The organism is Mycobacterium sp. (assembly GCF_035506235.1).
Lineage (GTDB): Bacteria > Actinomycetota > Actinomycetes > Mycobacteriales > Mycobacteriaceae > Mycobacterium.
Window position 1 is genome coordinate 1 of sequence record NZ_DATJPU010000007.1, and the last position, 12,591, is coordinate 12,591.

At 66.9% G+C, this 12,591-nt stretch carries 12 protein-coding genes, 1 tRNA gene and 2 pseudogenes; 6 read left to right on the forward strand and 9 right to left on the reverse strand.

Annotated elements, in window-relative coordinates:
- Positions 1-145: 145 nt before the first annotated feature.
- Positions 146-388, reverse strand: a complete 243-nt coding sequence (locus VMD50_RS01175) for a hypothetical protein (RefSeq protein ID WP_325424036.1) — start codon at positions 386-388, stop codon at positions 146-148.
- On the opposite strand from VMD50_RS01175, the pseudogene VMD50_RS01180 reads away from it, so the two are divergent.
- From VMD50_RS01180 to VMD50_RS01190, 3 genes and pseudogenes are all read left to right on the forward strand, one after another.
- A pseudogene (locus tag VMD50_RS01180) lies at positions 388-1,572 on the forward strand (glycosyl hydrolase family 65 domain-containing protein); the annotation flags it as partial. The gene VMD50_RS01175 and the pseudogene VMD50_RS01180 overlap by 1 nt on opposite strands.
- A 712-nt stretch (positions 1,573-2,284) precedes the next feature.
- Positions 2,285-2,360 (forward strand) — tRNA-Thr (locus VMD50_RS01185).
- Positions 2,361-2,392: 32 nt separating this feature from the next.
- Positions 2,393-2,800, forward strand: a complete 408-nt coding sequence (locus VMD50_RS01190; protein ID WP_325424038.1) for an HNH endonuclease — start codon at positions 2,393-2,395, stop codon at positions 2,798-2,800.
- Between the two features lie 111 nt (positions 2,801-2,911).
- Here VMD50_RS01190 and VMD50_RS01195 read toward each other — a convergent pair whose 3' ends face one another.
- A complete protein-coding gene (locus tag VMD50_RS01195) occupies positions 2,912-3,640 on the reverse strand; it encodes a hypothetical protein (protein ID WP_325424040.1) in 729 nt (242 codons plus the stop codon).
- Positions 3,641-3,798: 158 nt separating this feature from the next.
- Here VMD50_RS01195 and phoP point away from each other — a divergent pair, with 158 nt between their 5' ends.
- Complete coding sequence (gene phoP / locus VMD50_RS01200) at positions 3,799-4,518, forward strand: two-component system response regulator PhoP (protein WP_325424045.1); 720 nt, start codon at positions 3,799-3,801, stop codon at positions 4,516-4,518.
- A gap of 23 nt (positions 4,519-4,541) precedes the next feature.
- Positions 4,542-6,000: pseudogene (locus VMD50_RS01205) on the forward strand (sensor histidine kinase).
- On the opposite strand, the gene VMD50_RS01210 reads toward VMD50_RS01205, so the two are convergent.
- Positions 5,972-6,376 carry an HIT family protein gene (locus VMD50_RS01210; protein WP_325424049.1) on the reverse strand — a complete coding sequence of 135 codons (405 nt, stop codon included), beginning with the start codon at positions 6,374-6,376 and terminating at the stop codon, positions 5,972-5,974. The pseudogene VMD50_RS01205 and the gene VMD50_RS01210 overlap by 29 nt on opposite strands.
- 139 nt (positions 6,377-6,515) lie before the next feature.
- On the opposite strand from VMD50_RS01210, the gene VMD50_RS01215 reads away from it, so the two are divergent.
- Positions 6,516-7,946: a hypothetical protein gene (locus tag VMD50_RS01215; protein WP_325424051.1), complete on the forward strand. Its 1,431-nt coding sequence runs from the start codon at positions 6,516-6,518 to the stop codon at positions 7,944-7,946.
- A 5-nt stretch (positions 7,947-7,951) separates the two neighbouring features.
- On the opposite strand, the gene VMD50_RS01220 is transcribed toward VMD50_RS01215, so the two are convergent.
- The 6 genes from VMD50_RS01220 to VMD50_RS01245 all read right to left on the reverse strand — a co-directional run.
- Positions 7,952-8,380 carry a ketosteroid isomerase family protein gene (locus VMD50_RS01220; protein ID WP_325424052.1) on the reverse strand — a complete coding sequence of 143 codons (429 nt, stop codon included), beginning with the start codon at positions 8,378-8,380 and terminating at the stop codon, positions 7,952-7,954.
- Between the two features lie 16 nt (positions 8,381-8,396).
- Positions 8,397-10,394: an NAD(P)/FAD-dependent oxidoreductase gene (locus tag VMD50_RS01225; RefSeq protein WP_325424054.1), complete on the reverse strand. Its 1,998-nt coding sequence runs from the start codon at positions 10,392-10,394 to the stop codon at positions 8,397-8,399.
- 12 nt (positions 10,395-10,406) lie between these two features.
- Positions 10,407-11,534: an NDMA-dependent alcohol dehydrogenase gene (locus tag VMD50_RS01230; RefSeq protein ID WP_325424056.1), complete on the reverse strand. Its 1,128-nt coding sequence runs from the start codon at positions 11,532-11,534 to the stop codon at positions 10,407-10,409.
- A gap of 192 nt (positions 11,535-11,726) precedes the next feature.
- Positions 11,727-12,266 (reverse strand): nuclear transport factor 2 family protein, encoded by a 540-nt coding sequence (locus VMD50_RS01235; protein WP_325424058.1) that lies wholly within the window; start codon positions 12,264-12,266, stop codon positions 11,727-11,729.
- Positions 12,266-12,475 (reverse strand): ferredoxin, encoded by a 210-nt coding sequence (locus tag VMD50_RS01240; RefSeq protein ID WP_325424060.1) that lies wholly within the window; start codon positions 12,473-12,475, stop codon positions 12,266-12,268. Before VMD50_RS01240 ends, VMD50_RS01235 begins: the two co-directional genes overlap by 1 nt.
- An 8-nt stretch (positions 12,476-12,483) precedes the next feature.
- Positions 12,484-12,591 (reverse strand): hypothetical protein (locus VMD50_RS01245; protein ID WP_325424062.1); only part of this gene is annotated, 108 nt, incomplete at its 5' end.

Here is a 12,591-nt window from a genome sequence, read left to right on the forward strand (position 1 = left end):
CATCAGCGCGAGCACGTCGCGGCGCGCGACCAGCGCCTCCATCGCATCGAGCTGCTCGGCGCGCAGCGCTTTCCAGCCGAAGACGCGGCGGGCCACATCCTCGAGTTCTGCGCGGCGGGTCACCCGACGCCCACTACCCGCCGCGTCATGCACGTAATCGAACGAAGGAACTCACCGCGGCCTGCATGGCGAGGCGCGATCCATCCACGAAGCGGCCGTAGTCGAGTACCTGACCAAGAGCGAGGCGAACACTCACGCGGTCCACAGAACCCTTTGCTTCATACAGGATGTTCTCCGTGACATCTGCTAGGTCACTGTAGAGGGCTGCCGAGCCCGCCGGAATGATCCGATAACGCTTAACTTTCCGATGGTGCTTCTCGAGGTACATATGAGTCCGGTAGCGACGGACGAGAAGAAAGCCCTGAACAGCATCTGAATCCGCGGTCGGCCGGTGGCGGCCCGATCCCAGCCACCTCGCGCACCACATTGGGATTGCCGTGGCCTATAACGTGTGGCAGTTCTACCAAGCCACCGGTGACCTCGCGTACATGATCGACTACGGGACCGAGATGCTGGCCGAAATCGCCCGGTTCTGGGTAGGCAGGGCCACCTACGACCGTGACCGGGATCGTTACGGCATCAACGGTGTCATCGGGCCCGACGAATTCCACTCCGGCTACCCGGACCGGCCATATGACGGCGTGGACAACAACGCCTATACCAATGTGATGGCGGTCTGGGTGATCCTGCGGGCCGTCGACGCGCTCGACCTGATGCCGCTACCGAACCGGTTGGATTTGCGCGAAAAGCTCGGACTGACCGACCGGGAGTTGGCGCAGTGGGACCACGTCAGCCGGCGCATGTTCGTTCCGTTTCACGACGGCGTGATCAGCCAGTTCGAGGGATATGAGGAACTGGCAGAATTGCATTGGGACGGCTACCGGCAGCGCTACGGCAACATTCAGCACCTCGACCGCATCCTCGAAGCCGAGGACGACGACGTCAACCGGTACAAAGCATCCAAGCAGGCCGACGCGTTGATGCTGCTCTACCTGCTGTCATCGGACGAACTTCGCGAACTGCTCGACCGACTCGACTACCACTTTGGATCCCGGCCAGATCCCGACGATGGTTGACTACTACATGGTCCGCACCTCATACGGCTCGACATTGAGTGCGGTTGTCCATGCATGGGTGCTGGCCCGGGCCAATCGCGATCGCGCGCTGGAGTTCTTCCAGCAAGTCCTCAAATCCGATGTCGCCGACATCCATGGCAGCACCACGTCGGAAGGCATTCACGTGGCCGCGATGGCGGGCAGCGTTGACTTCGTGCAGCGGTGCTTCACCGGTCTGGAGATTCGTAGCGATCGCATCGTGCTATCTCCGCAGTGGCCGGAATACCTTGGCGCACTAGGCTTCCCGATTCATTACCGCGGCCGCCAGCTGCACTTGTGGATCAGCGGCAAAGGTGCCGAGATCAGCGTCGCTCCGCACGACGTTCCGCCGGTCGAAGTCGAATGCCGCGGACGAGTGGAACGTTTGACGCCGGGGAGTCTCGTCCGATTCACCTGAAACCTATGGCGCCAGCACAATCGAGCCGACCGCCTCACGCCCTTGCAGGGTCGCGGTGCGCCTGGGCGGCCATGGCCAGCAAGGTCGGCCTTTTCAGCGGCTGAGGTCAGCGACATGCGCTCGGCGTACCCACGCAGCCACGCGGAACTCGTGATCCCTTCGTTCACGGGGGGCTCGTTGCCCGAACTATGACCATTCGAAGTCACGGATCGTGTAGTTCCCTGCGGTCAGCGTTGCTAGCTCGCTCGACACTTGAGCTGTCCAGAAAGTCGGTGCAGTCGGACTCGGGCTCGATGACTTCGGCATCCACGATCGGGGTGGCATCGCCGACATGCCACAGTACGCATCGTCAGTCAGACGTCGAGCCCGGCTGTTGCTCAGACCCGTGCGGAGTCCGCTGGCGGGCCAGCGTTGTCCCGGGGTCCATGCCCAGCGCGCGCAGACGATCGAGTGCCTCGATGACGCCCAAGACGTGCCCAAACCGGACCTGAAGGCGGTCGAATAACGCGCTGACGTGCTGTAAAGTCGGAGCCCCCTGTCAGGATTGAACTGACGACCGCTCGCTTACCAAGGCGCTCCTTCCGCGAGTTTCGGCCCGGCATGAGGACACGACCGTGCTGCCGGCTGGCACCTCAGCCGGCTCGGGGTCGGCGCGCCGCTCCGACAGAACCACCCCGTCGTAGAATCCTCATGGCTCATCGAGCCGGCCCCGGCCGCGTTAGCTCAGTTGGTAGAGCGTCGCCCTTGTAAGGCGAATGTCGAGAGTTCGAGTCTCTCACGCGGCTCCATCTCTGTCGGCACTGAGGGATAGCGTCGTCTTATGTCAATGACCTGTCTGGGGTGCGGAGTCGATTTCGAAGGCCGTCGGCTGAAGGTGTTCTGCACCAATGCATGCCAGCAGTCACACCGCCGACGCGTGCTCTTGGAGGCCTGGCTCGACACCGGAGTCTGTGGTCGCATGTCCTACCAGGGCCACTACGTTCGGGACTACCTCTATGAGCAGCAGGGCGGTTGTTGTGCGATCTGCGGGATCGAGGACAAGTGGAACGGTGTGACCCTGGCGCTGATCGTCGACCACATCAACGGAGACGCAAGCAACAATCGTCGTGAGAATCTGCGGGTCATCTGCCCCAACTGTGACAGCCAGCTGCCGACGTACAAAGCAAGGAATCGCGGCAGCGGTCGCTACTACCGGCGACTGCGGTACGCCGACGGCCAGTCCTATTGACGCTCCAGCCGCCTGAGCATCCAGCTAACGTTCGGCCCGCCTGTTTACGAAGGCGAGTGCTCTACCACTGAGCTAAGGAGGCCGGATAAATCAGGCTGCCAGCCTAACCGGTCACTCATCGCTTTCGATGATGCGCGTCGAGGGCACGGTACGCGACGACGGACGCCGCCCGGGACGGCGGCCGGGCAGCGGAATGCGGTCGGCGATGTTGCTCAGCGGGTTGACCACCATGGTGAGCCCGATGACGGCGTCCTGCAGGGTGGCAATGGCCGGCTGCAGCGCTTCCATCCCCGGCGTCAGCCGCGCAAGCTTGTCGGCGACGTCGGCGAGCTGGTCCAGCGGACCGTTCTTGGCGGTCAGCTTGTCGATCAGCCCGCCCTCGGATAGCAGCCGGTCCGCCAGCCCGTCCTCCGACAGCACCCGCTCCACCAGTCCGTTTTCGTCGAGCAGCTGATCGGCCAGTCCGCCGGGCTGCAGCGCGCGCTGCAGCGCGCCGCCCTCGGCGGTCAGCCGGTCGAGCACGCCGCCCTCCGACGTCAGCATGTCCACCACTCCGCCCGGGCGCAGTAACCGGTCCAGCGGCCCGTCGGGCGCCACGGCGCGACCCAGCGGCGCGTCGTCGTCCAGCAGCCGAGCCAACCGGTTGGCGCGGGCGATCGCGTCGTCGATCCCGAACATGGACGCCATCGCGTTGGTTCGGGTCTCCCCGCCCGCCTCGCCCAGCGCGCGCTTCGCCACGCCCACCGCCGCGGCGGCGACGCTCAAGCTCGCGTCGGCGGCGGCTAGCCCGGCCCGCGCGGGAGCGGTCGCAAGCGACGCGATGTCTTTGACGACGTTCATGCCATCAGAGTCTATTCGCGACACTGCAGGTGAATGCCCATCGTTCCAAGCTTATGCGATGATCCCTGGCAGACTGTTAGCAGACGACTGGCACCGGGCTTTCAGGAATCACACAATAATCGGAAAGGCAACGTTCAAACAAAGGACGGAAGTACCTCATGACAGCGGCAACCTCAAACGTCACCAAGCCGGAGGCTCGCGTACTGGTAGTCGATGACGAGGCCAACATCGTCGAACTGCTCTCCGTCAGCCTCAAGTTCCAGGGATTTGAGGTCTACACCGCAACCAACGGAGCCCAGGCCCTGGACCGCGCCCGCGACGCGCGCCCCGACGCGGTGATCCTCGACGTGATGATGCCCGGCATGGACGGCTTCGGGGTGCTGCGCCGGCTGCGTGCCGACGGCATCGACGCCCCGGCGCTGTTCCTGACGGCCCGCGACTCCCTGCAGGACAAGATCGCGGGGCTGACGCTCGGCGGCGACGACTACGTGACGAAACCGTTCAGCCTCGAGGAGGTCGTCGCCCGGTTGCGGGTCATCTTGCGGCGCGCCGGCAAGGGCGGGGCCGAACCTCGCAACGCCCGGCTGACGTTCGCCGACATCGAACTCGACGAGGAAACCCACGAGGTGTGGAAGGCCGGCGAACCGGTGTCGCTGTCGCCGACAGAGTTCACCCTGCTGCGCTACTTCGTGATCAACGCGGGCACCGTGCTGAGCAAGCCGAAGATCCTCGACCACGTCTGGCGCTACGACTTCGGGGGCGACGTCAACGTCGTCGAATCCTACGTCTCGTATCTTCGCCGCAAAATCGACACCGGGGAGAAGCGGCTGCTGCACACCCTGCGTGGGGTGGGATATGTGCTGCGGGAGCCGCGCTGAGAGCGGAAGCGAAGAATAAGAGGATGGCCAACAAAGTTCGGCGCGGATTGCCGCTGCGGGTGGGTCTGGTGGCCGCCACCCTGCTCTTGGTGGGCTGCGGACTGGCCATCTCGGGCCTCGCGGTGACCTCGATCCTGCGTCACGTTCTGATCAGCCGGATCGACCAGACGCTGCTCGAGGCCTCCCGCAGCTGGGCGCAGGCCCCGCGACGGCAGTCACCGCAACCCTACGAGGGCCCGGACCCCGGCCGGCCGCCGTCGAAGTTCTACGTGCGGGGCATCGGCGCCGACGGCACCCCGTTCACCGCCATCAACGACCGCAACGCCGAGCCGGCGCTGCCGGCCAACAACGACGTGGGCCCCTTTCCGACGACGTTGCCCTCGATCAACGGCTCGGACATCCTTTGGCGTGCGGTGTCGGTGCGGGGACCGGCCGGGGTCACCACCGTCGCGATCGACCTGTCCGACGTCCAGCACACGGTCAGCTCCCTGGTCTGGTTGCAGGTCGGCATCGGGGTCGCGGTGCTGGTGGTGGTCGGGATGGTCAGCTTCGTGGTGGTGCACCGCAGCCTGCGGCCGCTGGTCGAGGTCGAGCACACCGCCGCGGCGATCGCCGGGGGCCAGCGGGATCGCCTCGTTCCCGAGCGTGATCCGCGAACCGAGGTGGGCCGACTTTCGTTGGCGCTCAACGGAATGCTCACCCAGATACAGCAGGCGCTGGCCTCCTCGGAGTCGTCGGCGGAAAAGGCCCGCCGTTCCGAGGAACGGATGCGACGGTTCATCACCGACGCCAGCCACGAACTGCGCACGCCGCTGACGACCATCCGGGGTTTCGCGGAACTGTACCGGCAGGGCGCCGCCCGCGACGTGTCGATGTTGTTGTCGCGGATCGAAAGCGAAGCCAGCCGGATGGGCCTGCTGGTGGACGACTTGCTGCTGCTGGCCCGGCTGGACGTGCAGCGGCCGCTGGAACACAACCGCGTGGACCTGCTGGCGCTGGCCAGCGACGCCGTCCACGACGCGCAGGCGATCGACCCCCAACGCGCCATCACCATGGAGGTGTTCGACGGCCCCGGGACCCCGGAAGTACTCGGGGACGAACCGCGGATTCGGCAGGTGCTCAGCAACCTCGTCGCCAACGCCCTGCAGCACACCCCGGCAAGCGCCGACGTCACCGTTCGCGTGGGCACCGAGGGCGACGACGCGGTCATCGAGGTGGCCGACAAGGGCCCCGGCATGAGTCAGCAGGACGCGTCGCGGGTGTTCGAGCGGTTCTACCGCACCGACTCGTCCCGAGCGCGGGCCAGCGGCGGCACCGGACTGGGCCTCTCAATCGTCGACTCGTTGGTGCACGCGCACGGCGGAGAGGTCACCGTGACGACCTCACCCGGTGAGGGGTGCTGCTTCCGCGTCACGTTGCCCCGCGTCAGCGACGTCCTCGCGCCGGAGCCGATTCACGCCAGTTGAGCCAGCGCCGCCTTGATCTTGGCTTGGGCGTCGTCGAGGGATTGCGGTGAGGGATTGCGGTCGACGTTGGCGAAGCCGAAGTCGCTCAGGCTGCGGGTGGGGAAGACGTGGACGTGCAGATGCGGCACCTCCAGCCCGGCGATGATCAGCCCGGAGCGCTCGGTCCTGAAGGCCTTGCACACGGCCCTGCCGATCAGCTGGCTCACCGCCATCACGCGGGCGAACACCCCGCCGTCGACGTCCTGCCACTGATCGATTTCGGCACGGGGCACCACCAGCGTGTGGCCTTGGGTCATCGGCTCGATCGTCAAAAACGCGACGATGTCGTCGTCCTCGTAGACGAAACGGCCGGGCAGTTCGCGGTTGATGATCTTGGTGAAGATCGACGCCATGGCCCCAGCATAGGTGCGGCCCCGCGGCCCCCGACGCGGGCGCCACGCCGCCTCGAAGCGGAATCGTTGCCGCGGTGTTGCGGATTCGTTCTGCAACCTCGGGAAAATCGCTGTACGCAATTCACGGGAGGAGACCTCTGTGCGGTTTCCCGTGGCATTGCTCACCGCGTGCGTCGTGTCCCTTGCGCCCGCCCTCGCCCCGGGAGCCGAAGCGCGGGCGGCCGGAGCCTGGGGGCCGTTCGCGCCGCCCAACCCCTTCATGGCGCCGCTGGGCCTCGCATCGCTGCACAACGACGCCGAATCATCCGATGCCGGACCGCTTCCCGGCCCCGGCGCCCACTTCACCGCGATCTTCGGGTACCCGCTGCTGGCGGCCTGCCCGACGATCATGCAGGGCACCGACGGCCTGGTGTTGGCGCTGTGCACCACCGACATCGGCCAGACCCCGACCATCTTCCTGATCGACCCCGGCGGCCGCGTCCCTGTCTTCGTCCCGCTGGCCAAACTGCAAGTGGCCAAGGGCAGCCTGCTCGGCGGCGTCTACGCCTACCTGGACAACAACAACCAAGTGGTGATGATCGACGGAACCAACCACCTGCTGCGCATCGCGCACGCCAAGGAGGGGCCGCTGGGCTGCTGGAAGCTGATCGTCACCGAGTCCACCGACCTGTCCGGCGCGATACCGGCCGGTGACAACTCGGTGGGCCTGGTCCCCGACTATGCGGGCAATGTGTGGTTCGCCACCGGCAACGGCGTCGTGGGCGTGGCCAAGACGGGCGGCGGCGTCGCCACCCTGCAACTTCCCACGGGCGAACAGGTGGCGAACAGCATCTCGTCGTCCCCGAGCGGGCGGGTGGCGGTGGCCACCACCTTCGCCCTCTATGAGCTGAACCTCGACATCACCGGGCAGCCCCAAATCCTATGGCGGGCAGCCTACGACCGCGGCCCGGCGCGCAAGCCCGGGCAGCTGAGCTGGGGGACCGGCTCCACACCGGTGTACTTCGGCCCCGCGACCGGCGCCGACTACGTGACCATCGTCGACAACGCCAGCCCCCAGGTGCACGCGCTGATCTACCAGTCCGGCACCGGCCAATTGATCTGTCAGCAAGCGGTTTTGACCCAGGGCGGGCCGGGCAGCGAAAACGCACCGATCGGGCTGGGGAATTCGGTGTTCGTTTCCAGCACCTACGGCTACCCCTACCCCGCGGTCCCGGCGGGCGCGCCTCCCGCCGTCCCCGCGACGGCGCCGTTCGTCGGCGGGATGACCAGAGTGGACGTCGACAACCCCGGCTGTCATACCGTGTGGGAGAACAAGGTTCGCAGCGCGGCGCTACCGCACCTGTCCGCCGCGGACGGCCTGCTCTACACCATCACCCGGATCGGTTGCGACAAGACCACACCGCTGGACATCTTCGCCTACGGCGTGGTCGACGCCGGCAACGGGGCGCTGTTGTGGCAGCAGCCGAAGTCAGCCACAATCCTCAGCGATCCGCTGCAGACCCCGACCATGGTGCTGATGCACCACAGGGCCATGCAGGGCAACCTCACCGGGCTCGGCCGCATCGGCTGAGCGGCTCACCCCTCCTTGCCGAACTCCATCATGTCGAGGTTCCAGTAGCCCCGCATGTTCGTGATCAGGCCCGCGTCGTTGACCTTGTAGGTGAACACCCCGCGCACCGTGCTGGTAACCCCGCCCTCGAACCTGCTGTGCAGCACCAGGATATGCGCGATCTCCTCGGGCGAGCTCGACGGGAACGTCTCCTCGCAGGTGATGGTCAGTTGGTTCGCCGCGATGTTGTTGTCGTAGAAGGCCGCGACGCCCTCCTTGCCGCGGACTCCTGTGCCGTCCGGATTGGTGACGGACTTGCCGATCGGGTCCTCGACGACCACGTCGTCGGCCATCAACGCCAGCCAGCCCTCCCGGTCGTGCGCCTGCACGCATCGCCACGAGGCTTGCGAGGCGGCCAGCGCCGGGGTCGCCTGAGATTGTTCGGCCTGGGTCATTTCCCTTCTCCTGTCTCTAGATTGCGCACGCAGCGCGCGCGCCCTCCTCGGTGGCTTTGCGGATGAGGCCGAGGCCGCTGCAGTCGCCGGCCGCGTGCACCTCGGCGCCGGGCATGGCCGCGACCAAGTCGTCGAACAAGCTGGTGTCGGGTTGGACGGTCCCGGCGATCACGACGCTGTCGGCGGCAAGCGGCCGTGCGGTGCCACCGGCGGGCGTGAACACCACGTCCCGCTCCGTGATCCGCTCGACGGTCGCGCGGACGTGTACGGTGACGCCGAGCCGGTCGAGGCGATCCATGTGCTCGGTCTTGCGTTTGTTGCCCACTTCGGGTGCAATGTCCTTGCCGGACTCGAGGATTGACACCTGCCTGCCCCGGCTCGCCAGGAATTCGGCGAGTTCGAGGGCAACCAGGTCGCCGCCGACGATGACGACCCGCCGGCCGATCGGCATCCACGCCCGGCTGGCCAGGCGGACCGCGGCGGGGCGCACCAGACGCTGTCGCCAGCCGGCGAACAACTCGCGCAGCCCGGGCCCGGTGTGCACGTGCGGTAGGTCGGCGCCGGGGATGGCCGGCACGGCGACGTGGCCGCCGGTGGCAACCACCACCGCGTCCGGTGCGGCCCGGACGATGTCGTCGGCCGAAACACGCTGTCCCACGCGCACTATCGCCGTGCTGAGCCTGATTTCGTTGCGCAGGTAGTGCAGGAAAGGCTGGTTTTCGGGATGCAGCACCGCCGCCCAGCGCAGCGACCCGCCGAGTTCGCCGCTGCCTTCGAAAAGCGTGACGCGGTGGCCGCGTTCGGCGGCAACACGGGCGGCCTCCAGGCCGGCCGGCCCGCCGCCGACCACCACCACCAGCTTGGCCCGGCCTGCACGGGTTGCGGCCAGCTCGCGCTCCTTGCCGGTGCGCGGATTGACGGCGCAGTCGACGGAAAAGCGTTGTTCCATTGCGTCGATGCAGTTTTCGCAGGAGATGCATCTGCGCACCCGGTGGGCCCGGCCGGAGGCCAGCTTGCGAGGCAGGTCGGGGTCGGCCAGCAGCGGACGCCCCATCGCGACGAAATCCGCCCGGCCCTCGGCCAGGATCCGTTCGGCCGCAACCGGGTCGTGGATGCGGCCGACGGCGATCACCGGCACGTCGACCACCTGTTTGACGGCTGCCGCGGCGCCGACGTTGACTTCGTCGCCGTCGTCGGCGCCGTTGACCATGCCGGTGACGAGCCGGTCGATCACCCCGCCGCTGACGTGGAAAGCGTCGACCCCGGCGGCGACGAGTTCGGGTGCCAGCCGCGCGGTTTCGTAGATCGGCCGCCCTCCGGCGACGCGTTCGTAACCGGAGATGCGCAGCGTGATCGGCAGGGCGTCGCCGACCTCGGAGCGGATCGCGGCCAGCGCCTCGAGCACCACCCGCACCCGGCCGCGCGCGGAGTCGCCCCGGTAGTCGTCGGTGCGCCGGTTGCGTTGTGGGGCAAGGAAAGAACCCAGCAACATGTAGCCGTGCGCGGCGTGCAGCTCGATGCCGTCGTATCCCGCCTCGGCGGCGCGGCGCACCGCGGCCTTGAACAGGTCGAACACCTCGCAGAGCTGCCGCTTGCTGATCTCGGCCGACGGCCGCCCGGTGAGGTAGGACGGAATCACCGACGGCCCCAGGGAAGTGACACCGAAGATCTCCGGTCCCAGCCCGTCGGGGCCGGCGTGCACGATCTGGGGCTGGATCTTGGCGCCGTGTTCGTGCACCACCTCGACCAGCGCCCGGTGCGCGTCGACCGCCTCGTCGGTGGCCAGGTGCAGGCCGCCGGGGGTCTCGGGGTGGCGGTGGTCGACCCCGGTGGCGCCCACCGTGATCAGGCCGACGCCACCTTGGGCGCGCGCGGCGAAGTAGTCGCGGGTGCGCCGCGACGGCAGCCCGTCGGGGGTGCCGTACATCGTCTCCATCGGAGACATCACCATCCGGTTGCGCACCGCCATGGCGCCGATTCGTCCCGGCGCCAGCAGATGCGGGAAGCCGGTCAAACGACGCGGCTCTTACCGATCGGCGTCGGTGTAGCGGATGACGCCGCGAATGTTCTTGCCTTCCAGCATGTCCTGGTAGCCGTCGTTGATCTGCTCGAGCCGGTACTGGCGGGTGATCATGTCGTCCAGGTTGAGCTTGCCGGCCTTGTACATCGACAGCAGCTGCGGGATGTCGTATTGCGGGTTCCCGCCGCCGAAGATGGTGCCCTGCAGGTTCTTCTGCATCAGGGTCAGCATTGCCAGGTTCAGCGTGACGTTGGTGTCCAGCAGGCTGCCGATGGCGGTCAGCACGCAGGTGCCGCCCTTTTGGGTGATGTTCAGGTAGGCGTCGACGTCGGCGCCGTGCAGCTCGCCGACCGTCACTACCACCTTGTGGGCCATCAGGCCGTAAGTGACCTCGGCCATGCCCATCAGCGCGGCGTCGATGTCGGGGTAGACGTGGGTGGCGCCGAACTTCAGGGCCTGGTCGCGCTTCCACTCCACCGGGTCGATCGCGAAGATGTAGCGGGCACCGGCGTTGACGGCACCCTGCAGCGCCGCCATGCCGACGCCGCCCACACCGACGATGGCGACGTCCTGCCCCGGCCGGATGTCGGCGGTGCGGACCGCCGAACCGTAGCCCGTGGTGACACCGCAGCCGACCAGAGCGGCCACCTCGAACGGCACCGACGGGTCGATCTTCACCACGGAGCTGCGGTGCACGACCATGTACGGCGAGAAGGTGCCCAGCAGCGTCATGGGATAGACGTTCTGGCCGCGGGCCTGGATGCGGAAGGTGCCGTCGGACACCGCGGCTCCGCCGAGCAGCCCGGCGCCCAGGTCACACAGGTTGCGCATGCCCGCCTGACACGTCGGGCAGGAGCCGCAGGACGGGATGAACGACAGCACCACATGGTCGCCCGGGGCGATGTCCTCCACGCCGGGCCCGACCTCGGTGACGATGCCGGCGCCCTCGTGCCCGCCGAGCACGGGGAAGCCCGCCATCGGGATGCCGCCGGTGACCAGGTGGTGGTCGGAGTGGCACATGCCGGCCGCTTCCATCTGGATCTTGACCTCATGCGCTTCCGGGTCGCCGATCTCGATCTCCTCGATGGACCACGGCTGGTTGAACTCCCAGATCAGAGCGCCTTTTGTCTTCACGTTGGACCTGACCCCATTTCGCCTTTGAAGTGAGACTGCCCGACCCGTCTTGCCTGGCAGCAATGGTGACGGGTGCCACAGGGCACCCTGTCGCGTCAGCATAGCGCGTGCGACAAATCAAATGCTTGGTTGGTCCGCGGCGATCGCAAGCGCGGTGTAGCCGGGCGCTGCGGGTCGCCGCCATTGGTACCGTCACCAGATGGGGACGGGCGCCTGCCCGAGCGGGTAATAGCCGGGCAGCTTCTCGCCGGCGATGCTGCGCTGGATCCGGTTCTGCATGCCCTCGGACAGATCCCCGGACTCGATGAGCTTCGCGAACATCTTCGCGACGTGACCGAAGTCGAAGAAGTCACGCTGCCACTCGATGAGCTGGTCGTCATTGAGGCGGAACCAGCTGCCGCCGATGCCGTAGATCTCGTCCTGGGTGCCGTCCGTCTTGTTGACGATCTGCTTCCAGAAGCCGACGATCTCGCCCTGCTTCTCGTCGATGAGCACCTTCTGGTACTCGTACACCCAGTTCTCCAGGCCCTCCATCTCCATGCCGAGCGCGATGTCGCGGATCTCGTCGGCGCCGACGCACATCACGTCCTCTTTGGGGCCGATGTTCCAGCCGTAGGTGGCGTCTTTGGCGTAGAAGTCGCCCAGCGGCTTCCAGTGGCCCGCCTTCTCGCAGTCCTTGTTGGCCTGCAGCCAGCGGTCGACCCATGCCTCGAGTTGCTCACGTGACGCCATCATCGGTCTTCTTTCTCTTTGATGAACAGTGCTTGCGTTGGGCACATAGCGACCGCGCGCTCGACTTCATCGCGGGCGTCTTCGGGTGGCTCGGGGTCGAGGATCTCGACCTTGCCGCGCTTGGGCACCCGGAAGTAGTCCGGCGCCTCGAGTTCGCACATGGCGTGGCCCTGACACAAATCCAGATCCGCTTCTACCCGAAATCCCATGGCATGAACTACTTCTGGCGCTTGCGGTAGCGGACCTTCGCCGGCCGGGCGAGCTGGACGACCATCTTGGAGTGGTCGTTGTGATAGCTGTCGGCCGGCTGGGCCATCTCGAACTC